Origin of the sequence: Helicobacter muridarum, assembly GCF_000765805.2 — a bacterium.
GTDB classification, from domain to species: domain Bacteria; phylum Campylobacterota; class Campylobacteria; order Campylobacterales; family Helicobacteraceae; genus Helicobacter_A; species Helicobacter_A muridarum.
Map to the genome: position 1 here is coordinate 144292 of NZ_JRPD02000001.1, position 24567 is coordinate 168858.

22 protein-coding genes and 6 pseudogenes are annotated in these 24567 nt (G+C 32.8%); 9 read left to right on the top strand and 19 right to left on the bottom strand.

Annotated features, from left to right (window positions below; all coding sequences use genetic code 11):
* Window positions 1–144: 144 nt before the first annotated feature.
* Window positions 145–538: pseudogene (locus tag LS73_RS00660) on the top strand (HsdM family class I SAM-dependent methyltransferase); the annotation flags it as partial.
* Between the two features lie 38 nt (window positions 539–576).
* Here LS73_RS00660 and LS73_RS00665 read toward each other — a convergent pair.
* The 19 genes and pseudogenes from LS73_RS00665 to truD all read right to left on the bottom strand — a co-directional run bounded on the left by LS73_RS00665 (window position 577) and on the right by truD (window position 19407).
* Entirely contained in the window at window positions 577–1686 is a 1110-nt protein-coding gene (locus LS73_RS00665) for a site-specific DNA-methyltransferase (protein ID WP_233708815.1), read from the bottom strand.
* Window positions 1687–1734: 48 nt separating this feature from the next.
* Window positions 1735–2589, bottom strand: coding sequence for a DNA adenine methylase (locus LS73_RS00670; protein ID WP_104692181.1), 855 nt, complete (start codon window positions 2587–2589; stop codon window positions 1735–1737).
* Window positions 2579–3664, bottom strand: coding sequence for a hypothetical protein (locus LS73_RS00675; RefSeq protein WP_052089715.1), 1086 nt, complete (start codon window positions 3662–3664; stop codon window positions 2579–2581). The genes LS73_RS00670 and LS73_RS00675 overlap by 11 nt, the downstream gene beginning before the upstream one ends.
* Window positions 3665–3690: 26 nt before the next feature.
* Window positions 3691–4374 carry a TIR domain-containing protein gene (locus LS73_RS00680; protein WP_052089717.1) on the bottom strand — a complete coding sequence of 228 codons (684 nt, stop codon included), beginning with the start codon at window positions 4372–4374 and terminating at the stop codon, window positions 3691–3693.
* A gap of 243 nt (window positions 4375–4617) precedes the next feature.
* On the bottom strand, window positions 4618–4764 hold the full coding sequence (locus LS73_RS10055; RefSeq protein WP_233708814.1) for a hypothetical protein: 147 nt from the start codon (window positions 4762–4764) through the stop codon (window positions 4618–4620).
* On the bottom strand, window positions 4745–5185 hold the full coding sequence (locus tag LS73_RS00685) for a TdeIII family type II restriction endonuclease (RefSeq protein ID WP_267891674.1): 441 nt from the start codon (window positions 5183–5185) through the stop codon (window positions 4745–4747). The genes LS73_RS10055 and LS73_RS00685 overlap by 20 nt, the downstream gene beginning before the upstream one ends.
* Complete coding sequence (locus LS73_RS10395; RefSeq protein WP_267891675.1) at window positions 5172–5381, bottom strand: TdeIII family type II restriction endonuclease; 210 nt, start codon at window positions 5379–5381, stop codon at window positions 5172–5174. The genes LS73_RS00685 and LS73_RS10395 overlap by 14 nt, the downstream gene beginning before the upstream one ends.
* On the bottom strand, window positions 5381–6337 hold the full coding sequence (locus LS73_RS00690; RefSeq protein ID WP_034558334.1) for a DNA-methyltransferase: 957 nt from the start codon (window positions 6335–6337) through the stop codon (window positions 5381–5383). Before LS73_RS00690 ends, LS73_RS10395 begins: the two co-directional genes overlap by 1 nt.
* 2 nt (window positions 6338–6339) lie before the next feature.
* On the bottom strand, window positions 6340–7308 hold the full coding sequence (locus tag LS73_RS00695; RefSeq protein ID WP_114985951.1) for a DpnII family type II restriction endonuclease: 969 nt from the start codon (window positions 7306–7308) through the stop codon (window positions 6340–6342).
* Complete coding sequence (locus LS73_RS00700) at window positions 7301–8902, bottom strand: DNA methyltransferase (protein WP_052089719.1); 1602 nt, start codon at window positions 8900–8902, stop codon at window positions 7301–7303. The genes LS73_RS00695 and LS73_RS00700 overlap by 8 nt, the downstream gene beginning before the upstream one ends.
* 2 nt (window positions 8903–8904) lie before the next feature.
* Window positions 8905–9012: pseudogene (locus tag LS73_RS00705) on the bottom strand (GMP synthase (glutamine-hydrolyzing)); the annotation flags it as partial.
* A gap of 37 nt (window positions 9013–9049) precedes the next feature.
* Window positions 9050–9917, bottom strand: a pseudogene (locus LS73_RS00710) (CfrBI family restriction endonuclease).
* The gene (locus tag LS73_RS00715) at window positions 9907–11064 is read right to left on the bottom strand and encodes a DNA-methyltransferase (RefSeq protein ID WP_034558336.1); all 1158 of its coding nucleotides are present in this window, start codon (window positions 11062–11064) and stop codon (window positions 9907–9909) included. The pseudogene LS73_RS00710 and the gene LS73_RS00715 overlap by 11 nt, the downstream one beginning before the upstream one ends.
* 3 nt (window positions 11065–11067) lie before the next feature.
* Window positions 11068–12270: pseudogene (guaA, locus tag LS73_RS10060) on the bottom strand (glutamine-hydrolyzing GMP synthase); the annotation flags it as partial.
* A gap of 756 nt (window positions 12271–13026) precedes the next feature.
* Window positions 13027–15168: pseudogene (locus LS73_RS10065) on the bottom strand (GNAT family N-acetyltransferase); the annotation flags it as partial.
* A gap of 87 nt (window positions 15169–15255) precedes the next feature.
* Window positions 15256–15633, bottom strand: a pseudogene (locus tag LS73_RS10070) (glutamine amidotransferase-related protein); the annotation flags it as partial.
* A 310-nt stretch (window positions 15634–15943) separates the two neighbouring features.
* Entirely contained in the window at window positions 15944–16528 is a 585-nt protein-coding gene (locus LS73_RS00725; RefSeq protein ID WP_034557107.1) for a DUF502 domain-containing protein, read from the bottom strand.
* A 52-nt stretch (window positions 16529–16580) separates the two neighbouring features.
* On the bottom strand, window positions 16581–18029 hold the full coding sequence (gene gltX, locus LS73_RS00730) for a glutamate--tRNA ligase (protein ID WP_034557106.1): 1449 nt from the start codon (window positions 18027–18029) through the stop codon (window positions 16581–16583).
* 160 nt (window positions 18030–18189) lie between these two features.
* A complete protein-coding gene (gene truD / locus LS73_RS00735) occupies window positions 18190–19407 on the bottom strand; it encodes a tRNA pseudouridine(13) synthase TruD (RefSeq protein WP_052089498.1) in 1218 nt (405 codons plus the stop codon).
* 102 nt (window positions 19408–19509) lie between these two features.
* On the opposite strand from truD, the gene LS73_RS00740 reads away from it, so the two are divergent.
* From LS73_RS00740 to obgE, 8 genes are all read left to right on the top strand, one after another.
* Window positions 19510–19905 (top strand): hypothetical protein, encoded by a 396-nt coding sequence (locus LS73_RS00740; RefSeq protein ID WP_034557105.1) that lies wholly within the window; start codon window positions 19510–19512, stop codon window positions 19903–19905.
* Between the two features lie 48 nt (window positions 19906–19953).
* Window positions 19954–20433: a pantetheine-phosphate adenylyltransferase gene (gene coaD, locus LS73_RS00745; RefSeq protein ID WP_034557104.1), complete on the top strand. Its 480-nt coding sequence runs from the start codon at window positions 19954–19956 to the stop codon at window positions 20431–20433.
* A complete protein-coding gene (gene tmk / locus LS73_RS00750; RefSeq protein WP_034557102.1) occupies window positions 20433–21110 on the top strand; it encodes a dTMP kinase in 678 nt (225 codons plus the stop codon). Before coaD ends, tmk begins: the two co-directional genes overlap by 1 nt.
* A gap of 29 nt (window positions 21111–21139) precedes the next feature.
* Window positions 21140–21733, top strand: coding sequence for a ComF family protein (locus LS73_RS00755; RefSeq protein ID WP_034557099.1), 594 nt, complete (start codon window positions 21140–21142; stop codon window positions 21731–21733).
* Window positions 21734–21829: 96 nt separating this feature from the next.
* Window positions 21830–22060, top strand: a complete 231-nt coding sequence (gene rpsP / locus LS73_RS00760) for a 30S ribosomal protein S16 (RefSeq protein ID WP_034557098.1) — start codon at window positions 21830–21832, stop codon at window positions 22058–22060.
* Between the two features lie 23 nt (window positions 22061–22083).
* Window positions 22084–22341 carry a KH domain-containing protein gene (locus LS73_RS00765; RefSeq protein WP_052089497.1) on the top strand — a complete coding sequence of 86 codons (258 nt, stop codon included), beginning with the start codon at window positions 22084–22086 and terminating at the stop codon, window positions 22339–22341.
* A gap of 51 nt (window positions 22342–22392) precedes the next feature.
* A complete protein-coding gene (rimM, locus tag LS73_RS00770; RefSeq protein ID WP_034557097.1) occupies window positions 22393–23070 on the top strand; it encodes a ribosome maturation factor RimM in 678 nt (225 codons plus the stop codon).
* Window positions 23071–23144: 74 nt separating this feature from the next.
* Complete coding sequence (gene obgE, locus LS73_RS00775; protein WP_034557096.1) at window positions 23145–24506, top strand: GTPase ObgE; 1362 nt, start codon at window positions 23145–23147, stop codon at window positions 24504–24506.
* The last annotated feature ends 61 nt before the right edge of the window (window positions 24507–24567 follow it).

Sequence of the window (24567 nt, forward strand, 5' to 3'; positions counted from 1 at the left end):
AATAGCTAATCAATAATTTCAACCCAAAAGTAGGTCCCTTGAACGCAAACTGATTTTAGAGTCGACAAAAAAGCGTGTGATACAAACCTATGAGACCTACAAAGACAAAATAGAAAATATAAATAGTCTGCCTTGCGGTGCAAAGAGGAGTTTATCCACCGTTTTAATGAGGAAAACAACGAGTAAGCAGGAGAACACTTCACACCGCGAGAAATAATAGAGCTTATGACTCATCTTGTATTTTTGCTTATAAAGAAAGGTATTCAAACATGCACTTACCTTATCTATGATAATGCCTGTGGTAGTAGTGGTATGCTTACAGAGTCTAAAAAGTTTATCATTAACCCACAAGGAGAAATAAAATCAAATGCAAGTATTCATCTATATGGACAAGTCGACTTTAAGCGAGGATAAACTAGATAATTTGCAATTTGATTTTATTCTCACAAATCCACCTTATGGCAAGTCTTGGGAAAATGACCAAAGGATTTTGGGCATAGAGAAAAAGGGTGCAAAAAGTGATTGCAAGGATTCTAGAATCTTAAAAATTGTATTTTTTATTTTTGGAGATTTTCTTTACTCTAATTGCTCCGATTTAATTTGCTTTGTAGCATAGAAATACTTGTTATGCAACAAGCAGTTAACGTCCTCACTTGATAATATTTGTTGATTCAATTCCTCTATCCATTTTTGGTTAATTTTCATTGCTTCTTTGCTCTCATCAATGCCTATGAAGTTTCGCCCAAGCAAGAATGATTCTCTCAAAAATCCCCCACTTCCACAAAAGCAATCCATTACCAAAGAATCCACATTAGAGGACATTTGAATAATTCTTCTTAACATTGCATTATTTTTTTGTGTAGGATACATAGGATTTTGCGTGTCTTTAAATTCCCAAATATCTTGAATCTTTTTACCCTTAGAATCTTGCGCATACACCTTTTTTCTAGGCACTCCATTTTTGCTCCATTCAATCAATCCCGCCTTTTCTAGCCTATCTAACTCACTTAGAGGACAACGCCAATGTCTGCCTTTAGGAGGTTTTAAGCCATTCCATTCTTGCCCACTTTCGCCATTTTGTGTAACTCCGGGTGCGTGAAGCGGAATCGTAGTATAAAAGCCCTTATCATCTTGTTTTTTAAATCGTTTATGTAAATCAGTTTTTGTGATTTCCTCATAAACTTCATTCCAAATATATTGATTGCTTTTTGCATAAAATAAAATTCTATCTTTGATGTTCCCATAGGCTTTGCGTTTAAAGTTTTTGGGATTGCATTTAATACGCACAATATCACTAATAAAATGCTCTCTGCCAAAAATCTCATCACAGAGGATTTTGACATAATGCCCCACCTTATCATCAATGTGTAAATATAAACTTCCCTTTTCACTCATTAATTCTTTGATTAAGATTAAGCGATAGTAGAGAAATTCCAAATAAGATTCCAAATTAAATTTATCTTTATAGGCAATTTTTGAATCTAAACTCGCACTCATCGTGCTGCCTAACCTAAAGATATTATTGGTAGCAAAAGGAGGGTCAATATAGACTAAATCTACACTATTTTTAAAAGTCTTTTTATGATTAAAATCTTTATTTTGCAAGAGATTTTGCATAGCATTAAGGTTATCATCAAAAATAAGTAAATTTTCTTGATTAAAATCTCCTTGTAATTCTCTGCTCAATGGGAGCTTTAGAAAAACAAAAACTCCTCAAAAAGATTGAAAAAAATCTTACGCACTATGCAATAAATTCTGTTTGTTAAGTTCAAAATTACTAATTAAAAGTTCCGTTCCTTTTGCTGCTTGTGTTTGTTTATAATTATTCATTCCGTATTGCAAAGAATATTCGCATATATAAAAATCCTTATAAAGTTCTCGTATCAACTCACTATCATCATAAGTGAGTAAAAATTTGTGTTTTGTGTTTTTGAGATTCTCACAAAGCTTTTGATGATTAAAGCCTGTATGCAAATCCCCCTTTTTACCATAGAGCCTTGATTTTGTGGCAGAATAGTAAGGTGGGTCTAAAAAGATAAAGACATCTTTGCCCTCTTTGTGTAAAAGATTCTCATAACTTTCATTGATAAAAATAAAATTTTGCAAGATTGTATCCATATTTTTAAGTCTCTCAATAGAGCTTTGTGTAAAGCGAGATTCAAAGGCTTTTTGTGAGTATCCACCACAATCAACTACGCCACTAAAAGTAATGCGATTAAGCACAAAAAAATCCACAGCCCTTTGAAAATCATCTAAATTTTTATTTCTGCGATTTAAGAGATTCTCATAAAGTCCTCTACCATTTTTATAAGAATTTTTAATATTTTGAATTTCATTGATTAAAGCTTGATTTTGTGTTTTTAGGATATGCCAAAAACAATACACATCCACATTGAAATCATTTGCAAAAAATTGAATTTGTTTGCGGTATAAAAGATTTTGAGCAAGATAAATCCCTACACTCCCACCACCAAAAAATGGTTCTCTATACTCATTAAAACTTTTCGGAAAATAATCTTTTAAAAATTTGATTGCCCTACTTTTGCCACCGGGATAGCGAAGCGGTGATTTATAGAATCTAGCGTTCATTGTTTATCCAAATTTCAAAATGATTCTGCTTGGATTCTATATTTAAAGCTTCTAAGGTAGCAATTTGAGAGCTTGAAAAACCATTGTTTTTAATAAAAGAATCTAAATTTTCATTTGGCAAAATAATGCTATCTTGCAAAATACTTGAAGTTAATCTCAAAACAATTTTGAAACTATCGTAACTTTGAATTTTTGCAAGATTATTATAAAGCATAAGTTTTAAAAGTCCGTCTTTTATATCCTCATTGCTTGGTAACAATGCGTTTTTGCTATGTTTGCTTTCACATAGATATAATATGCCATTTTCAAAAAGAATATCATCAATGGTAAAGAAATATTGTCCGCCCAAATAGTTTTCTATAACAATTTTTGATTTTTGTCCTATACCAATATGTTCTTTAGGTTGTAAAGTCAAGCTTTCCCTATTTTGGGCTTGTTTTGCCTTAGTTCTTGAAAACTCCATAAAAGAAACTCTGGTTTGTGAAATTTTTTGTATAAATTTATCTATATTTTGAGGATTATGAAGTTTAATATTTAAAATACTAGAAATATTTGCATAGGCATTTTTTGTAAAATTTGCGAGTGTTGTAAGATTTTTATTGCTTAGCTGATTGAGATTCCAATGTAATGCGGATTGATGATAATTAACAAGTTGGGTAAGCTGCCCTAAAATATACTCATTGTTGAAATGCTGATTGGCAATTTTGCCAACCCTGCTTAAATGAGGCTGCGCTTCATCATAAAATCCTATAATCACATAAACATTTAAAAGACTCATTAATGAAAGTGTATCCCATTGCAAATAGTCCATATCCCCATTGATACCCTCATCTTTGATAAGTGGAATGATTGTTACAACCTTGCTTACTCCACTATCAAAAGTATCATATACTCTTGCATAAGGGTAAGAGCGTGTGCGTTTAGGGCTAACCCATTTGCTTAAAGCTAAAGTTTTATTTTTAAAGCGAATCAAACATTTACTAGGCAAAATATTAATATTTTCAAAAGTGAGATTTTCTAACTCCTCTCTCCACATTTTTTGGTAAGAAAAATTTTGTATTGTCGCTTGCAGCATAATATTCCCTTACGATAAACTCTGTATTAGTTCATAGCTTTAAAGACATTATTTTTATCTATTATAAAGCCACATTCTTCCAATCTCTCTACCAACTTTTTTAATATTTCTGTTGGATTTTCCTTAAATTGAAGTCTAAAAACACCATCTATATCTGATGGTATTTCAACTTCTCCTTTGCTTAGAATAATAGTATTTTTTCTACCTAATTTTGCCATAATCATACCCATTTCAAGTATGACATTTTGCCTTGCTCGTGTATGAATATAGCCCCCAATGTTATCTTTATGTTCCTCGTAATCTTTTTTTGACAAAGAAATATCATCTGGAGTAAGCAAAATTATACCCGCATGAACACAAGATATTTCTTTTTCCAAAGCTTCAATAATAGTCATACCTGTGTTATTAGTAATTTGGTTTGTTTGAATATCAAGTTTTTCAAGTATATGTTCAAGCTGTTCTTTGGCTATTTTATCATGCCCATAGACTATAAATAATTGTTTATTATTTTCATATATTTTTTCTTTTCCTAATATTTCATTTATTTCTTGTTTTACTTTTTCCTCATTTTTACCCTGAACCTGCACATTGCCATTTATATGAATAGTAATTGTTGCATTATCTTTTTTTGCCTTATAACTATTATTACCACTTTGAGAAAAATTTGCATAATTTTTTAATTTTTCCAATATTTCTTGCTGCTTACTCATTTTCACCCCTTTACAATTTATCTAATTTTATAACAAAATTATAATATATCCATACTCCACTCACTCCCACTCAATCTTGCCCGGGGGTTTGCTTGTGTTTGTCTGCACCACGCAGGTTTTTGTCCTCTACTTCGTTGATGATTCTATTACTCACAGATTCAATGCTGATTAAATTTCTTAAAATATGCATCAATTTCCTCTCTCATTTCGCACCCTACCTCCTCAAAAGCTGATAAAATCAGCTCATAACTTCCTGCTCCACCTAGAAAATCCCTTGCCAAAGGCTGATGTGAGCGTAGAGAAACGAAAAAATTCCTCTGCTACTTTAATTTCAGAATCTAAATCTAGCATTCCTGCCATTGTCCCACTATTATTTAATATTTTTTGCATAAGGTTTTGGCGCGTAAGGATTATAAGGAATCGCTATAAGTGATTGGATATTGCAATGTGGATTGTTATACGCAAAACACGCTACCCAAGTTAAAAGTGTGCGTTTAAATTCTTTAAATCCACCCTTGTTTGGTTTAGCGGTTTTAATATCAATCAAATACACATTATTGCCCCTTTGCAAAAACAAATCCACCTTTGTGGGTTTAATAGTACTTGTTTCTCCACTTTGTGAAACCGACAAGATTCTAGCGATTTCCTCGTTTTTGTTAGGCTTAGAATTGCCACTTTCTAAAGAATCCATAATATCTTGTATCACTCTTTGTGCTTCTTTGGTAATTGTATTTGTAACTGCTATTTGCCGCTCAATCTTATCAAAATGTGCCTTAGCTAATTCCTCCGCCACAGGCTCAAAACAAGGCAAGCCGCAGTTTCTTTAGTAAAGATACTTGTGCCAAAATTAGTATTGAGGCTTTGGATAAAGGCAAAAGAGCCATTCTATCTTTGCCTAAAAGTCTTGTATGAAAGGGCATAGAAGAAGTTTCGGGCTTGTAATTTTCAAACTTATTGCGTAATGCTTGAAACAGACGATTTTTGATATTGCTTTTAAGATTTTGCATTATACCTCCCTCAATAACAAATCAAAAATACCTAATTTTTGCATATTATTCTTATTAAATTTTTTTAATTTTATTTTCTTTATATCAATTTCCTTTATATTTTGTGGAATCTCAAAATATTTTTCGAGTCCCTCCCAATCGCATTCTCTTAGCGTAACAATTTCATTTAAATGAAAACTTACATAAAATTCTCCTACTTGAGATACAAAATATTCAGAATCTATTTTTTCTTTTGCAATTTTGCAATACTGCTCATCTTTCTCAAATCCTATAAAGTTTCTCCCGAGTCGTTTTGCGGCAAGCGCTGTTGTTCCTGTTCCTAAAAATGGGTCTAAAATTGTATCTCCCTCTTCGCTACTCATTAAAATGATTCTCTCTAGCAAATGAATAGGAAGTTGGCAGGGGTGATTATCTCTATTTTTAGCGTGTCTTATGCGGTGAATATCTGTCCAAACATCAGAGCAAAGTGGTCCAAAAGGGTGTAAAATACTTTTTTTCCCCCCATAATCCTTAACTAAAACGCCTTTTCTATCTCTTTTATGTGGGTAACGAATTTCTTTAAATCTACTTTTAGCTTCGCCTTTTGAATAAAATAATATTCCATAGTGTGCGGGTTGTAAAGTTTTGCCCATTGGAGCTGTCATTGCTTCCCAGCTTATCCAATGTTTGAAAATTACTCTATGATTTAAAAAGTTTGCATAAGAAATAAGCCATTTAGGAATATTATGTAAAAAAATAAAACCATCACTTTTAAGCACTCTCACGCACTCATCTATCCACTTTTCACACCATTGTAAATATTCAGATTCTAAAAGCCTATCTTTATGAGAATTATATTTTTTTCTAAGATTAAAAGGTGGGTCAGCAAAAACACAATCTATACTATTGCTTGGAATTTTTCTAAATAATTCTAAACAATCACCTTGCCAAATTTCATTGATAGGTGAACTTTTCATTTTTACACCTTGAAAATATTTTTAAGCATTAGTTCAAATCGCTGTAACTCATCAGCACGAAAAGTAAAAACTTCATCATAAGCCTCAACCATACGCCTTAGGTCTTGCTTGCGGACATACCAACCAATCCCATCAATAAATCCATAAAATTTAGCACTTGGATAATGCTTTTTAATCAACATTGCTACACCAATCTCTGTTTTTGCTTTATCGCCTTGCCCAGAACTTGTTGTGCTTAAAAAAGAAGATTCTATAATAATTTGTGGATTTTGTTTATTTGGAATAATAAAATCCATAGTGCGTTTATTGAGGTTTTCATTTAAGCTTAAAAGTGGTAAATCTCCACTTTCATAAGGAATATGTAGGCAAATGAGAATCTCTTTAATTGCGGATTCTGGATTATTCTGCATAGCACCAGAATAACTCCCTTTTTGACGATAGCGAATAAGTGTATCAATCATTGCATTTTTATCAAAATTAATTTTTTGTAAATTTAACTTATTGAGCTCAAATAAAGGCAAGGTTTTAGCCAAAAAAGGATTGGATGAGCCTTGAAAAAAGAGATTAATGAGTCCTTCTGCAAATTTTTGATTATTTTTAATAAGATTTTTTATTTTTTTATCACCCCATTCCTTTAAATCGGTTTCAATATTGTGTGTATCCCAATATTGCATATTAAGAAGCATTGATAAATCATTATCTTTTACAATTCGTGCAATCGTAATAATTCTTTTAAGATTTTCATTAGCAATACCATTAAGCACGAGTAAGGCTTCTAATCCAAATTCATTTATTTGCATAAAATTAACAAATACCTCTTCTTTGCAACCTTGATTTAAGATTTGGTTTTGTAAATTCAATAACAAAGTTTTTATGAGGCTAATTGTATTTGCCTCGTAGTTCTCTTCAAATTGAGGATTTGAAAAATAAAAAGAATTTCTCTCAATTACAATATCATATTTCTCATTCATTATTGTTTCTCTCCCTTAAATGAAATATACTCTCATTATACCTATTTTTATCTTTTTCACTACGATTAAGCACAGGTCTATCGTATTTTTTCACAATTTGCATTCCCGCTAATTCTGCAATTTTTGGGTAAAGATTAAATTTATCATTGGCAACCAAAAAAACATTATAATCCTCTTTTAAAAATCTTTTAGCGTTTTTCAAAGCTTGTGCTATGCCTTGAGTATATGTTTCTTGTGCGCTCTTGCTTTGCCCCTCGCTTAACTTGCCAATCTCTAAATTATCCTTACGAGGCAAATCAAAAATATCATAGGCATAAGCGTGTTGCTCGTGATAATCAATTAAGCCTACATAAGGCGGAGAGCTAAAAATCCCAGCAATTTTTTCAGATTTGATTAAGTTTGCAAAAGTTTTATCTTGCTTTTGTATTTCAAGCACAATATCTACATTTGTAGAATCTGCGTTTAAGCAAAGCGTATAGCTATCACTGCGTAAAGCTTGAAATTCTTTTAATCTTTTTAAAGTATCTTTTGCGTAAGCTTTCCACCATTTGCTTATGCTAAAAAGAGGTTTACAGATTCTGCCGTGTTTTTTACAATAATAAGTCGTAGTAATAGGCTCTAAAAGTGTCGCTAAATCCCTGTGTGTAGTGGCTCTCACGCTTCTTGCTGTGCGACTTAGGATAATACACAAAATATCTTGTAGGTTTTTATCAGCTTTTACAATCTCATTTTTAAGCAAAATTAATTCTTTCCTTATGGGCTCTATATACCATTTTTCAAGAAAGCTACCTTGATTTTTAATGTTAATTTTGATGCTATGTTTTGCCAAAAGTGCGTCATAAATCACTAAAAATTCCTCTTGTTTTGCTTTCCCATAATGATTTTCATCAATTTGTTTTAAGGTAACTTGACGCTTAAAAGTTTTATTAGGAAAATGAATTTGATTAAATGCGCTTAAAGCATTGTTTAGCTCTGTTTCAAAAGGTATTATGGGGGAATTTTTGTTATAAGATTCTAAGATTTTTGTTAATCTATTGAGTTCTGTTTCGAGCGTTTTTAAATCATATTTAGTAATTTTGGCATTACAAAGCATTGTATTAAAACTAGAAAGTTCTACACCCACAGAATGCATTCCTGGTTCGTTTGCCACACACAAAGTCGTGCCACTTCCCGCAAAAATATCAAGCACAATATCGCCTTTTTTAAAGCAAGATTCTAGTTTTATAGAATCTATGTGAGAATCTAAAAAATACTCCACAAGTTGAGGGATAAATTTACCTTTATAAGGGTGGATTCTATGGATATGCTTAGTTGTTTGTGCTTCTTTATATTGTGCAAAAGAGAGGGGAGAATCTAAATGTTTTTGCGATTTAATTGTATTGTCATAGTAGGTTTTTAACTCATTTTTATCAATCAAATTTATTTTAGAATCTGTGCTGTGATTAGCAATTTTTCCATAGTTTAAAAGATAGATAATATTGTTACTTGTTACTTTCTTGTTAAGATATTCACTCGCCCAAATACTTGCTTGTTTGGGTGTAAGCAAAAATTTTTCTTGTATAAAATCTCCATTATTTACTAAGGTTTGCGTCATTATTACTCCCACTCAATCGTTCCAGGGGGTTTAGAGGTTATATCATATACCACGCGGTTAATGCCTTTAACTTCATTGATGATTCTATTACTCACAGATTCTAAAAGATTGTCCAACTTCATTATATTTCCTAATTAGAAATTTATCTTAATTATTATAGGGAATCTCTAATTTTTCAAGAATTTTTTTAAAGTCATTCATAGAATCCTTATTATTTTTAAGCTCCAAAAATTCAATCCCTAAAGCTTTTAATTGATTTTTATTCTGCAAACTTAGAGTATCTGCTATGAATATATTGGTATCTCTTGCAATTACAGCATCTGCAGATTCTGGATTGCCTTTGCCCATAAGTTTTACTTCTATGCGATATTCCTTGCTTTTATCAAAATTATAAAGCCTAAAATCCACTTCTCTATCAAAATCAAGTTCACCATTTTTCTTAAAAATTTCACTATTGATATAATCCTTTTTGACTCTGCATTTTTTACACAAAGCCAACATTAAAGGCTTTTCTACCCTCTTGCCTATACTACTCCAAGCCCCACCACGCAAAGCAATTTTCTTTGTAGCCAAGGCATTAATTACTAATAAACTTTCATTAAGGTTTAACTCCACTGAAATTTCTTTGTAAGAGATTTTAATGCTAATGCCTATGCTCTCATTTGCCTCTCCAAGAGAAACTAGTAAAGATTCTAAATAATCAATATTGGCATTTGCCACGTTAATTACAATTTCTTTTGTCGCACTACCAAAATATTGCTGATTGTTTTTTATTCATACCTGCAAAAATTGCCACTTCATCAGGCTTTATTGTTTTATCATTAATAAAGTGCTTTTTATACCAATCCAAATTAATGCTCTCATCATTTAGTTTTGCTTCTAAAATTTGCCTGAAAAAATCTAAGGCAAAATCTAAAAACTCTAAATTAATTACATTGATAACTTCCTCTCTATAATCCTCTCCTTTTAAAAGTTTTTCTATGGTTTTATTGATAATAATAGAATCAAATCTCATTGAAGCCTCTTTGTCTTAGTTTGTTTGCATACTCTATATTTTGCTCACACAAAAGCGGGATACGCTTCATTATCTTAGCCACTCTACCAAATGTCCCACTTCCAGCAAATGGATCGCAGACAACATCGCCCTCAAAAGAATAATATTTTAAGACTTTTTCACAAAGTTCTTCCGGGAAGACCGCCGGATGATTCTTGTCTGACTTTGGAGAAATAGTCCAGCAATTCGTAGAATCCACCTCCTCGTTATTTTTTAAATTTTTATCATATTTTTTAATATTTTTATCAAGCAAAAAAGGAGAGTTTTTGCGATAAACCATAATGCTTTCTGTAATACAATTTGGTTTATAACTTAATGGTTTTTTAGTCTGCAAATATCCAGCAATACGATTTGGCACAGAATATTCTGGTTTTATCCAAATAATTTCATCAACAAAATAAAATCCACTTTCGCATAAAATTTTATGGAAGTCAAAATGTATAGGATAGCGAATGCTTTCAAACTCTCTACCCGCTCTTTTTGTAATCACAGGTGAGACATTAATTAATATAAATCTACCATTCTCAAGGATTCTATAACACTGCCTTAAAGTTTCCTGCATAGAATCTAAATAGTCTCGATAGCTAATATAATCGCTATATAATCTCGCATTATAATAAGGTGGTGATGTAAAAATGAGCTGAATTTGCTCATCTTGGACTTTTTGTAGGCTTTTAGTGTTATCGCCAACAAGCAAAGATGGCTTGGTAATTTGCTTTTGTATGGTTTTACTTGTTTTTTTTGTTTGCCTATATTCGTAATATTCAAACATTTTTTGCATAACTTCATTATTGTAATACCCCAAAATTTTATCTCTCAAAACTGCGAATCTAGCTTCCTCCTTTGCTTTGTAAAGCGTTGTTCTAAACATTTGATAAATTACTTCCATATAATGTTTCTTAAAGACTTCTTGTTCTAAAAATATATATATTTTATCATTGTCTTTTTGTCTGCCAATGGAAGATACAATTTCTCTTTTTAGATCAAGATTACTTTCTTGTTGAAAAACTCCTAACAACATATCAAGATTAGAATCACTCTTTTCTAAGCCCATTTTTTTAATTGTTTCTATGGTGAGATTAGGGGCAAACAAGGTTTTATGAGTCATTCCCTACTCCCACTCAATCGTGCCCGGGGGTTTGCTTGTGATGTCATACACCACGCGATTAACGCCCTCTACTTCGTTGATAATGCGATTACTCACAGATTCTAAAAAATCGTGGGGTAAATGTGCAAAAGTCGCGGTCATTCCGTCAATTGCTTCCACCGCTCTTACACAAATTGTATTATCATAAGTGCGATTATCACCCATTACGCCCACGCTTCGCACATTGAGTAGCACACAAAATGCCTGCCATACTTTATCATAAAGCCCCGCTTTGTATAGCTCCTCTATGAGAATAGAATCCGCCTCGCGCAATAAATTTAAATCTGCCTCATTCACCTCTCCCATAATGCGTATAGCAAGTCCGGGTCCTGGGAATGGGTGGCGCATTAGCATAAATTCGGGCATTCCTAGCTCTTTGCCTAATGCCCTTACTTCATCTTTAAAAAGTTCCCTTAAAGGCTCGATGAGTTCAAACTTCATCCATTCAGGCAAGCCCCCTACATTGTGATGCGACTTTATCGTCTTTGAGGGTCCCTTTACACTCACAGATTCTATTACATCAGGGTAGAGTGTGCCTTGTGCTAGGAATTTTATCTCGCCCTTTGCATTATGCTTTTTTGCCTCTTTTTCAAAGACTTCAATAAAAGTCTCACCGATGATTTTACGCTTTTTCTCTGGCTCAATCACACCTTTAAGGCGGCTTAAAAACAACGCACTAGCGTCTGCAGTGATTAGTGGCACTTTGAGATTCTCTCTAAACATTTTCTCCACTGCCTCTCTCTCACCCTTGCGTAAAAGCCCGGTATCTACGAACACAGGAATAAGGTCGTCCCCTATTGCACGGTGGAGCAACGCTGCAACAACGCTAGAATCTACCCCCCCACTCACCGCACAAAGCACTTTAGAAGCATTTGGTATAAGGCTTTTTAATCTTACAATCTCACTATCTGCAAAGCTTCTCATATTCCATTCTTTTTTGCAATTACAAATTTTTGTCGCGAAATTCTCTAAAATGTGCGCCCCATACTCGCTATGTGTTACTTCAGGGTGAAATTGCAGGGCATATATTTTTTTATCATGGTTAGCAATAGCACAATATTGTGTATTTCCAGACTTTGCAATTTCTACAAAGCCTTGAGGCATAGATTCTACTTTGTCAGCATGGCTCATCCACACGATAGAATCTTGTTTCACATTTGCAAATAGTTTATTTGTTGCTTGGTTTTGATGTGGTTTTATCTTAGCATTAGATGAATCTAGATTTTTGGTTAAGGATTCTAAGTCAGAGTCATTAAATTCGCTAGATTGCAATTTGTCAATTAGTTTTTTTCTATCTATACCATATAACAAATGATTTTCATAAAATTTTGCTACATGCTCAGAGAATATGCAGTCTTTGCTTTCTTGTGAGAATCCTAATGCCTCATAAAATCTGCGTGCTTCTTTTTCCTCTCTTAGGCATGGGACATATAACATATCTTGTTCACTTACTTTAATAAAAGTATCAAGCAATGCCTTGCCTTCTATGGAAAAATGTGAGTGATTTGAAGTTAAAAAGATTTGGAAAATATTGCTTTTAAAAACATTGCCAACCAAGAACGCATGTGTTTCATCATATGACTTTTTGTATTTCATGGCTACATTCGCGCTTAAGCATTGCTCGCAATGATGCAAAATATTTTGCATATTAGCTAGATTAGCATCAAGCTTCTCACTAGATAGATGATTATGTGTATGCGAGAAATGTTCATACCACACTGCACTTAAGTCCATTGTGCTCTTAGTATCTATTGGTTGAATGGCATTCACTATAATCTTTGGTTTGTAATCTTGTTTAGAATCTTCACTAGCGTGGAGATGCTTATATGTTACGGGACTAATTCTACTTATTGCGCGAAATTCATAATATCTTACATTGCCATCTAAGCTTATAATCTCCTTTGTTTTATCCATGCCAATACGTTTAGCTACATTTTGTGATGCTATATTATCTTCTCTACAAATGCAATAAATTTCCTTAGCGCGTAAATGCTTAAATGCATAATCCTTGCATGCTTGTGCTACCTCTAGAGCGTAACCTTTATGCCAATGATTTCTATTGAACATATAGTATAGCTCTAAATAATTAGTGTAAGATAGTCCAACCTGACCAATTACTTGCCCGCTATGTTTATCTACTACTACCCACCAGCCAATACCAAATTTATTATAATTTGACTTTTCGTTATTTATCCATTCTTTTACACCTTTATCATCTAAAGCACCATTCCAAGCCTTCATTGTTTCATTGTCTTGAAGCATTTCTTTGATTGCTAGATAGTCAGATTCTTGCAAAGGTCTTAGTATTGTGCGATGAGTTTGCAAACTAAAGTCATTGATGGAGGAATTTTTGATTCTATACACTAGACGTTGCATTTCGCGTCCGCGATAAGTCCAAGTTGTCTCGTCTATGAATATGGCATTGATTTTATTTGCCACAGATTTAGAAGATTCGTTACCTTCTTTGATTAGTAAATATATTTCATTTGTCCTTAGCACATCGAAAGCATATTTTTTACAACCCTCTGCTATTTCTGCTCCATAGCCTTTGTGCCAGTGACTCTTTTTAATAATGTAAGTCATGCCTAACACTTTTTTGTCATTATATTTTTGTAGGCTAAATCCAGCTTGCCCAATCATTTCTCCGCTTTGCTTTTCTATTACTGCCCAAAGTCCAAAGCCAAACTTTTTATATCTCTCCTGTTGCGTATCTAGCCATTCTTGCACACTTGCATCGTTAAAATTATACTCCCATGCTCCCATTACTTCATAATCAAATAGCATGGCATTAAGGCTTTGTATATCACTCTGTTTCATTTCGCGCGCTATTAATCGCTTGGTATCAAACATGGGGACATTATATGGCAATCCAAAATTGCGTGCTAGATTTAGCACTCTTGCCCTTAAATGCACTAGCGGAAAATCTCTACCGCGAGAATCTTTAGCACTTCTTGAGTAAAGGTTGAATCCAAGTGAATGATAGAATTTTATTGCGTCTGAATTTTCTTCATGACAATCTATTAACACTTCCTCATAGTCGCCAAGCCTTGAGTCAAGGGCATTTCGAATTAATGCTTTGCCAATTCCGCGTTTGAACGCGCTAGGTTTTACAAAGATTGTTTCAATCTTATTGCCCAATAATCCTATGAATCCAAGGCTTGATTGATAATCATTGGCAACTATAATATGTAGACTAGGTATTATGTCTCTTATGTCTTTTTCCATCTCTTGTATATGCTCTTCCCTTAGGAAGTGATGAGTAGCACTTACAGAGTCTTTCCATATTTTTATGATTTCTTTTGTTGTTTCATCATCTAGGGTTTTGGTGTGATTATTTTGCTTTGATTTATTATCATAATTTGTAACTGTTGGATAAAAGTTTGTAAACTCTAGAGATTTTTTTTTATTTTCATTTACTGTCTTAAATGTTAAGTTTTCCCAATCATTTGCAGTAATGATATATACAAAATGGGGCATAACAGCATTGGTTCGTGCCTTCTTAATCTTGCCTACAATTCTCATTTCTAAACGTTTGGCAACATTTTGAGGGGCTGGATTATTTGTAGCAATGAGACTTATAACAAGCGGCATTCCAAGAACCTCAAATGCGTATTCCATGCAAAGCCTAGCAGATTCTGTAGCATAACCCTTGTGCCAATATTCTTTCTTAAAGATATAACTTAACTCTGGTTTGAATCCTCTTTTATTTTCTAATATTTCATAAATTTGTTGTTTTGTGTGCAGATTGGAATAATTATCCATTGCTATTTCATCTAATATTTCTAATAGACTATTTACTTCATCTTCACCAGCCTCTGGTGTTGATGCAGAATCATCAAAATCTAGTTTTTGTAATGTTATCCCACATTGCCCAATCATTTCTCCGCTTTGCTTTTCTATTACTGCCCAAAGTCCAAATCCATAATCTTGATATGATTGTATTTGATTGTTCAACCATATCCTAGCTTCATCTTCGTTAAACGCTCTACCCCATGCGCTCATTAATGTGCTATCTTGTAGCATCATCTTTATATCTCTCCAATCTGCTAATGAAAGTTTGCGCAAGTAAACATTTGTTCCGCTAAGAAGAAAATCTCCGTATTTTGAATCTATTTTTAAAGAGCTGATGTTAGGATTTATATGATTATTATCAATATGCTTTTTATAGGTTATTATTTTTAGATTAGCCCTGCCAAACTCCTGTTTTCTTGTCTTAGCAACTCTCCCTCCGAAAAAGTCAGCGATATATTGCATACCATAACATATTCCAAGAATTGGGACGCCTAAGTCAAAGATATTAGAATCTGGCTTATAAGAATCTTTGTCATACACACTAGCAGGTCCGCCACTAAGAATTATACCTTTAGGATTCTTTGCTTTTATAGAATCTATACTAGTGAAATATGGAATGATTTCAGTATAGATTCCACATTCTCTAAGTCTCCTAGCAATTAGTTGCGTATATTGAGAGCCGAAATCAAGAACTAATATTTGTGTTTGATGAGAGCTATAATTTGCAATATTATTCATGGTCCATCCTTAAGATATAAGATTGTGCTATTATTATACTTAAAATTTATATTTGATTTAGCCCATGTTTACAAAAAGTAGCTTATCTCATATATTCATATATTAATAAGTTAATTTATGTAATTTTTAAATATCATATTTTGTAATGCTTGATAAATTTTTTTAGATGAGTATAAATCTGTCTATTGTAAATTGTGTTAAAAAGTAAATATGTTACTTGTTGGTATTAATATTGTGTAATTAAGCCATAGATTATATTCTTTTGACTTAATAAGCCTAGAATATTATATCGTTGAGCTAAATTTTATAGTTACTTTACTCCAAATGATACTACCTTTTTCAACCCTTCGCTAACACTCATATTTGACTTACGAATTTTGTCTTTATGTATTCTAAATAATAGCCCTGATGTAGGAGGGGCAAATGGGCAAAATACCCAAAAGTAATTTTCTTCTTCTTGTGTTATGAAGCCAATTATTTCATTATTACTAATTTCAATAAATGCTACACCTAGATATTTGTCTTTTGAGTTTCCGCTTATCATAGTTACCAAATCTTTAATAGTGTGATAAATGCTGCCAATAAATGGAATCTTTGATAGCGACCATTCTCCAACTTTAATAAAGATTGCATTTTGATTCTTTTCGAATTTATATCCTACATAAAATATAATAAGTAACATGAAAATTATTGCACCTATGCCTACTAGAATGCTTGGAAATTGCGTTTCTATTTTTTCATTAGCGAATCTATCTATCATAAATGATGCTGTATATAGTAGCAATGTCCAAGTAGAATTAATTATCTCAAAGAGAAAATATAGTAACCAAACCACAAGGGCAAAGGGCAAAATAACCATAATTCCCTTACCTAATATGCGAAATATGCTTGACATAAGTTCCTCCTAAATAATCAATTCTAATTATTATCTATCAAGAATTTGAATGTTAGGCTTGTTTATATCTAGAAAGATAATCTAAGAATTTCTCTATTCTCTCTTGTGTTTCTTTATATCCTATTATGAATACGCAAGCACCAAGATCAATTCCACCCTTTTTGCCAAGTAGGGCTAGGCGTAGGCTTTGCATAAATAAGCTTGGTTTTATGTTTGACAAATCTTTAGCAAATTCATTGATTAGTATTTTGTAATTCTCTTTGGTGTTGTTAGCATTAGATTCTATATGCTTAGCAAAGCTAGTTAATGAGTTAGTAAGTATCTCTTTATGTTGTGGAGTAAAAAGTTTATCTAGCATAGCCTTATCATACGCAGATTCTTTTTTATCTTGGTCCAAATCCCGGTTTGATGGAGCATAGAGTATTTCTAGGACATCTTTTTTGAAATCACATAGATTATTTACGCGAGTTTTAACCTCTGATAGCAATATAGATGTTCTGGATTTAGAATCTTTTATAAGGTTTTGTAATTCAGGTAAATCCAACAATTCACATAATCTTTCATCATCAAGCGATTTGATATGTTCGCTATTAAGCCAATATAGTTTTGAAAAATTGCAAGCTGAAGCCTTGTTATTAATTTTTTCTGCATGGAAACATTCAAGCATTTCTTCCATACTAAAGACTTCTTTATCGCCATGACTATATCCTAGTCTAAAAAGAAAATTCAATAAAGCTTCAGGTAAGATTCCAGCTTCTCTATACTCTAGTACGCTTAGCGCACCGTCTCTCTTACTTAGCTTTTGCCCCTTTTCATTGCAAATCATTGGTATATGATAGAATTTAGGAATCTCAAATCCTAGTGCCTCATATACAACAATTTGCTTTGGCGTATTAGATATATGATCGTCTCCACGTAATAAGTCAGTAATGCCGCTTAGCGCGTCATCAATAGCTACCACGAAATTATAAGTAGGCATTCCATCACTTCGCAAAATAACAAAATCATCAATTTCGCTTGATTTAAAGCTAATCTTTCCCCTTACTCCATCAATAAAGCTTATTTCGCCTTGCAATGGGGCTTTGATTCTTACAGATGGTTTTATGTTGGTTGGAATCTCTCCCTTAAAGTCGCGATATTTTCTTGTTAGTTTTGCATGATTTTCGTTTCGATTCTCTCTTATTGTTTGCAATTCTTCTTGGCTTAGGTAGCAGTAATATGCTTTATTTGATTCTAATAGTTTTTTAGCATAGTCTTGATATATATGTGTCCTTTTGCTTTGGTAAAGTGTGGGCTCATCATATTCCAAGTTTGCCCATTTAAAAGCTTCTAAGATTCCATGCAATGCTTCCTTGCTATTGCGTTTTATATCTGTATCTTCAATTCTTAAAAGAAATTTACCATTATTTGCCCTAGCGTGTAAATAGCTATAAAGGGCAGTCCGCAAACCACCTATATGTAGATGTCCAGTTGGTGATGGTGCAAATCTTGTAGTAATCATGCAATGCCTTTTAGAGATATTCAAAGGTGTTATTATACTCTAAAGAGGCATTTGAGTTTATACTTGATATGCTTATTTATGATGTTGGAATTTTATTGATTAAAATTCTTTTTTATTTACAAACTATCATATCTAATACTTAGCAAAAGGCAAATTAAAATTATTCAGCATTGTCATAGAGTGGAGCATTCTTTATATATTCCAGTAGGCTTGTAGCATATGATCCGCTTGGGAGCATAAATTCTAGTGTGGCTTGTGCTTTTGTAGGAATGTAATTAATCTTCATATCTTTAGGATAAACCCATGCATATCTCCTTGTGCCTTTAGCTAGCAGGTTATGTGCAAAGCTAGATTCTATAATGCCTGCTTGGTTTGTTGCAAGTAAATTTCTTGCTTTACTTTTTGTATTAAATTCTTCGGCTTTGATGGGGAGTTTTGATTCTATTCCACTTAAAAGCCCAGTAATTGCAATATCGCTTTGCTCAAGTCTTGTAATATCAGCTTGAATATGCTGCATACTGGATTCTGTAGAATTTAGTATATCCATTACCCTTTGTTCTCCAAATATGAAATATTTGCCAAAGGGATAATGTTTACATATATCTCCTAGTAGTGGTTTTAATATTAACTTAGAATCATGTAGCAACTTTAATAAGTCTAATGACAAATCTAATTTATATTCTTGAAATATTGCTTGTTTAGCATCTTTTGGTTTAAATGATGATATAAGGCTGCTTAATTTTAGACGAGATTCTAGCCATAGGTTGAAATAATGACTTTGCAGGCTAGAGATTAGGAATTTTTCCTTTTTTGTTTGTCTCTTGGCTGGTTTTGTAATATTCATAGCAAGCTTGTAGTTATCACCAAAGTTTCCAAATCTCTGAAATCCAAAGAAATTTGGGAATCCAAACTCTTGTGCTAGCTTTGCCTCACTTTTTAATCTTTCAAAATTCTGTATTGAAACCTTCTTTAGTCGAATGAAGAACTTATTGCCCAATAAATGACCAATTTTTAGCTTGTTATTATGTAAGTGGGATTCCATAATGCTTATATTTTCATGGATATTGCTAGTTATATTTTTGCATGATTTGTATGGCATAGAGATAAATTGATAGCTAAGGGCATGTTTGTCTTTTAATCCAGCATAGCCAATTTCTCTTTGTGGAATGCCTAATTTATCGCTAATGATTTCAATGGCTTCAGGCGTGCTTATGTTTTTCTTTTTAATCTTCAAGATAGCATGCTCTCCAGATTCTTGAAATTTGTATAGTGGAATCTCCTCTACAATGAAGTCTCTCGCATTTTGGGAGAAGACAAATTCAAGTGGAGCATGAAGCTTTCCATAGTAAGTAATACCCAGACTAAATTTTTTATCCATAGGCGATCCTTATTCTAAATTTTTGAATGTCAGTTTGAAAAATGTTATAATCTTAGCCCGTATTTTATAACAACCAAAAAGCTTGCTTTAAGGATAGTGATAATGTATATGGTTGATTTTTACTTGATACTTTGGGGTATTGCATTTGCTTGTGTTGTTCCAACTCTAATGATTGGAGTTGTATATATACTAGTTAGCAATAGAGAAACCCCAAGACATGATTTCACGGTTAATGATATGTTAAATGTTATCAAAGGAGCAAAAAGTAAGGATGCATTTACTTCAGCGTTAAATCAATTCAAAAGCAAATTCAAAGTATTAGATCAAAAAAAGTTTGATGTATGGATAAGTTGCGTTAAAGAGCTAGTTAATTCATCTCATTGGGATACAGATGCGATAGCTAAATTTGGACAAGAGCTAGAAGATGCAAATAGCGCGCAAGCAAAGAATATTTCTATAGCAATTGCTACAGTGCTAAAGACTAAAGAGAAAAAATAATTTTGTATTTATAAGCGGATTTGTAAGCCCAATTATTTAAGGAGCATAATGAAAAAATTAGCAATTTATCCTGGCACATTTGATCCTTTGACTAATGGGCATGTTGATATTATTAGAAGAAGTATTGCTATGTTTAAGCATGTAATTGTAGCCGTGGCAAAGTCAGAATCTAAAAATCCCCTATATACTCTTTATGAGAGAGAAAAGATGGTGCAGTTGGCACTTAAGGAATATGACTTTGATAATGTATCTTGCTTATGCTTTGATAATTTGCTAGCAGATTTTGCAAGTGAGCTTGGGGCTACTGTTATTATTCGTGGGCTTAGGGTTGTTAGTGATTTTGAATATGAGTTGCAAATGGGCTATGCTAATGCTTCCCTTAATGATTCCTTAGACACCATATATTTTATGCCCACATTGCAAAATGCCTTTATTAGCTCATCTATTGTGCGCAGTATCATCACTCATAATGGCAGGTTTAATCATCTTGTGCCACAAAGCATTCATGATTATATTAAGAGTAAGTAGTGCGTTATTTTGTAATTGAGGGTGTGGATACAAGCGGTAAAAGCACACATTGGAATTTGCTTGCTACTAGAATCCAAAATGCCCGTATCAACCCTCTTTCACAAGTTAACACTAGCTACATATCTCCTAATGATGTGATTTTTATACAAGAGCCAAGTAATTTGCCACTTGGTAAAAGGGTTCGCGATATGATATTGCATGAGAATATTACAAATGATGATATGTCAAGATTCTTATTATTTCTAGCACAAAGAGCTGAGCTAATACAATATTATAAATCCCTGCCAAATATTGTAATCTCTGATAGAAGTTTAATATCTGGCATAGCATACAAAGGCATTGATTCTATCATTAGTATAAAACAGGCTTTAGATATAAATCTTATTGCTACGCGCAATATTCTTCCAGAAAAAATTGTATTCTTAAAACTTAGCTATGATGAAATAATCAAACGTTTAAAGAAAAAAATGGAATTAAACAATACAGCCAAAGATCATATAGAGCTAAAGGGAGCAAAATACTTATATGATATTCAATTGCAATTTGAACAAATTTTACAAGAAATTAGCCTTTATGCTAGAAGCAAAGATATAAACATTAATATATTAGAGCTTGATGCCTCTTATAGTAAGGAAATTTTGCATAATGAGATTCGTTTATTCTTTGGAGTTTCTTAAAAATATATATCTAATGGTGTAACTGAATCATGTATTGTTCTATATGCAATAGGCTATCATTTAGCATTATTTGCAAACTATGTATTGATTCCTTATGGCGCATAGAATCTAAAAGGGAGCTTGATAATGGTTTAAGGGTGTTTAGCTCTTTTGCTTTTAGTGAGCTAAGGGGGCTTATACATACTAAGTATAATGTTATTGGTAGTAGGATTTTTAGACGCTTAGGAGAAATAGCTATTAAGGAGTTTTTTATATCATATAATGACCTATTGGGGTTAGATAGGAATCAAGTTGGCATTGTTTGTGTAAGAAATATGCGAATTGGTTTGTATTCTCATAGCGCGATTCTTGCTCGTTGTTTTAAATCATTTGGTTTTAGAGTTTTTCATAATGTTCTTAAAACAGGCAATGATATTCGTTTTATGCAATTGAATTTAAGACAGCGAAAAAGTGTTAGCCGTAATTTTTTATTTCATGCCAAGATATTAAGGAACATAAGTGCTGTTATTTTAGTTGATGATTTGATTACTACAGGTCAGACATTGCTTGAGGCAAGCAATGTTATAGAATCAAATGGTATAAAGGTTTTGTGTGCATGGACATTGTGTGATACAAGATTCTAATATATAAGTAACTTTTTGCTTGGCGATATTTTTGCTAAAAGCATGCTATAATGTAAGCTTATTTTTTATCTTAATATCATCAAATAAAGGATATAAATGGCAACTGTTATTAGATTAACAAGAATGGGCAGGAAAAAGAAGCCTTTTTACCGAATAGTTGTGACAGATTCTAGAAAGAGGAGAGATGGCGGCTGGATAGAATCTCTTGGTATCTACAACCCTATAGCAAATCCAGTTGTTGTAAAAATCAATAAAGAGAGATTAGAATATTGGAAAGGAGTTGGTGCTAAAATGAGCGAGAGAGTAGCAACTCTGAGCAAACAATAGACTGATTTTATAATGGATATGATATGCATGAACATTTGGTTGAGAGATTTTTAGAAGTTTATCTCAAAAAGATTGTCAAGTATCCCGAGCATATTGCCATTAAAAGGCAGACTGGTAAGAGTTCTGATTATATACTCTGCATTCATGCAGCCGAGAAAGATGCGGGTAAAATCATAGGCAAAGACGGCAAGATGATAAGCTCCTTGAAGAATGTTATATCTGCAATTAAAGCAAAGGATAATGTTTCCTATGAATTGATTGTAGTGCCAAAGCAAATATAGTTAAGCTACATACTGTTTCATGATATTTTATAATTTATAGACGAGCTTATTATGTTAGAAAGTGAGATGATGGATTCTAAGATTATCTTGCTAGATTCCAATGAGCTTGTTGCTGTTTCTTCTTTGGGCAAGCCATTTGGGTTACATGGAGGGGTTAGAACATTTCTTATTACAGATTTCCCAGAGATTTTTGTTAAGGATTCTAGCTTTTATATATGTCTTAGTGATATTGCTATTAATAAGAGTATCAATGATATTTTTAAGCCAACTGTTAGTAACTTACATAAAACAAAACATAGTAATAATATAGGGAATCCAATACACAATATAGCAAAAAGTCCAAACACAAAGCTTTCTAATATTTCTTGTATTGTGCTAACTCTTTGTAGATATGATGTAAAAAAGCAGGCACTATTTTTTAATGAAGTTACTAGCAAGGAGCAAGCAGAATTACTTCGTAATTCTACACTATATAGCACTATAGAATCTACAAGACAATTTTGTAAGCTTAGCGAATTTGAGTTTTTCTATTTTGATGTTATTGGCATGCAAGTAGTAGAAGATGACAAGATTCTAGGTGTGGTTAGTGATATTCAAGATATTGCAAATACCTATTACTTTATCCTTGATAAAAACTTTCTTATTCCATATATTGATAGATATGTTCTTAGCATAGATAAGGATAAGGGACAGATTATTACGCGTGATGCTAAGTTTTTACGCACTTAAGATTTGCATCTAACTCCAATAAAAGCACAGATTAATCATCAAAATCAAAGGATTACAAAACATAAGGAAGCATAATGTTCGTAGATAATGTAGAGATTTTTATACAATCAGGCAGTGGTGGTGCTGGGGCTGTTAGCTTTAGGAGAGAGAAGTATGTTTTACAAGGTGGTCCTGATGGAGGTGATGGCGGGCGAGGTGGAGATGTATATGCTTTAGTTGATAAGAATACCAATACTTTAGCAAAGTTTCGTGGACGCAAGAGATATGTAGCGCAAGATGGTGCACAAGGAAGTGCTAGGAATTGTCAAGGCAGAAGCGGGGAGGATATTATTATTAAGATTCCACCGGGCACACAAATCATTGATGCACAAACAAAGTTAGTTCTATTTGATTTGCTTTATGATGGGCAAAAAGTAAAGATATTGCAAGGTGGCAAAGGAGGGAAAGGTAACACAAGGTTTAAAAGTTCAACTAACCAGCGTCCAAATTATGCGCAAAAAGGTATATCAGGTAAATGCCTTAAAGTTATTTTAGAATTAAAACTAATTGCTGATGTAGCACTTGTTGGATTCCCTAATACAGGGAAGTCTAGTCTTATATCAAGGCTTACTAACTCTAAGCCAAAAATTGCCAATTATGAATTTAGCACTATTGTCCCAAATCTAGGTGTAGTAGATGTGTTTGATTTCTTTTCTTACACTATGGCAGATATTCCAGGTCTTATACAAGGTGCTAGCGAGGGCAAGGGGCTTGGCTTGCAATTCTTGCGACATATTGAGCGCACAAAGATATTATTATTTTTGCTTGATGTCTCAAAAATGATTGATTTTTCTAATCCTTTGGAATCAAATAATTCTTTGTATTCTGCCAATGCTTTAGAATCTGAATATAATTCTTCTTATGTTAATACCTCAATAAATGAGCAATCTCTAGTTAGGCAATTTGAGATTCTTTTTAATGAATTACGCCAATACTCAAAATTCCTTGCAAATAAACCCTATGCCATAGCTCTAAGTAAAAGTGATTTAGTCATTTTTGAATCTTTTGCACATTCTCATTTTCACTTTGATTTTAATGAGTATAATATTGGTGGATTGCAGACAATGGCTTATATTTCACCAAGCTTAGTGCATTATATGGAGTATGGATATGTGGACTTTGGAGTGAATTTATCTAATGATAATTTTAGAATAGATTTAGAAAATGAAAATGTTAATGATATAGGCTATGTGGATTCTAAACACATTGAATCTACTTTTCAAAGATCAACAATACAAGAACTTGAGTTAGATTCAAGCTATAAAGATTTTAATGTTGTAGATAAGCCGCTTTTTATTTTGCCAATATCATCTGTGAGCGGACTGAACCTAGACTCACTAAAAACATTGCTAGCTATTGCTTTGAAATCTAGTCTTATTCCAAGTAAAGACTCTTAAAATTCTATGAATCATTTCATGCTACAATTCCTATTAGCACCACTCTAATATAGTAGGCTAT

Coding starts and splice junctions, on each gene's coding strand:
- rpsP (WP_034557098.1), top strand. CDS start 21,830: ATGGCAACTGTTATTAGATTAACAAGAATGGGCAGGAAAAAGAAGCCT.
- LS73_RS00690 (WP_034558334.1), bottom strand. CDS start 6,337: ATGAAAAGTTCACCTATCAATGAAATTTGGCAAGGTGATTGTTTAGAA.
- LS73_RS00740 (WP_034557105.1), top strand. CDS start 19,510: ATGTATATGGTTGATTTTTACTTGATACTTTGGGGTATTGCATTTGCT.
- LS73_RS00700 (WP_052089719.1), bottom strand. CDS start 8,902: ATGACGCAAACCTTAGTAAATAATGGAGATTTTATACAAGAAAAATTT.
- obgE (WP_034557096.1), top strand. CDS start 23,145: ATGTTCGTAGATAATGTAGAGATTTTTATACAATCAGGCAGTGGTGGT.
- LS73_RS00765 (WP_052089497.1), top strand. CDS start 22,084: ATGCATGAACATTTGGTTGAGAGATTTTTAGAAGTTTATCTCAAAAAG.
- coaD (WP_034557104.1), top strand. CDS start 19,954: ATGAAAAAATTAGCAATTTATCCTGGCACATTTGATCCTTTGACTAAT.
- LS73_RS00695 (WP_114985951.1), bottom strand. CDS start 7,308: ATGAATGAGAAATATGATATTGTAATTGAGAGAAATTCTTTTTATTTT.
- LS73_RS00715 (WP_034558336.1), bottom strand. CDS start 11,064: ATGACTCATAAAACCTTGTTTGCCCCTAATCTCACCATAGAAACAATT.
- truD (WP_052089498.1), bottom strand. CDS start 19,407: ATGGATAAAAAATTTAGTCTGGGTATTACTTACTATGGAAAGCTTCAT.
- LS73_RS00670 (WP_104692181.1), bottom strand. CDS start 2,589: ATGAACGCTAGATTCTATAAATCACCGCTTCGCTATCCCGGTGGCAAA.
- LS73_RS10395 (WP_267891675.1), bottom strand. CDS start 5,381: ATGCAAAATCTTAAAAGCAATATCAAAAATCGTCTGTTTCAAGCATTA.
- rimM (WP_034557097.1), top strand. CDS start 22,393: ATGTTAGAAAGTGAGATGATGGATTCTAAGATTATCTTGCTAGATTCC.
- LS73_RS00725 (WP_034557107.1), bottom strand. CDS start 16,528: ATGTCAAGCATATTTCGCATATTAGGTAAGGGAATTATGGTTATTTTG.
- LS73_RS00675 (WP_052089715.1), bottom strand. CDS start 3,664: ATGCTGCAAGCGACAATACAAAATTTTTCTTACCAAAAAATGTGGAGA.
- LS73_RS00755 (WP_034557099.1), top strand. CDS start 21,140: ATGTATTGTTCTATATGCAATAGGCTATCATTTAGCATTATTTGCAAA.
- LS73_RS10055 (WP_233708814.1), bottom strand. CDS start 4,764: ATGCAAAAAATATTAAATAATAGTGGGACAATGGCAGGAATGCTAGAT.
- LS73_RS00680 (WP_052089717.1), bottom strand. CDS start 4,374: ATGAGTAAGCAGCAAGAAATATTGGAAAAATTAAAAAATTATGCAAAT.
- gltX (WP_034557106.1), bottom strand. CDS start 18,029: ATGATTACTACAAGATTTGCACCATCACCAACTGGACATCTACATATA.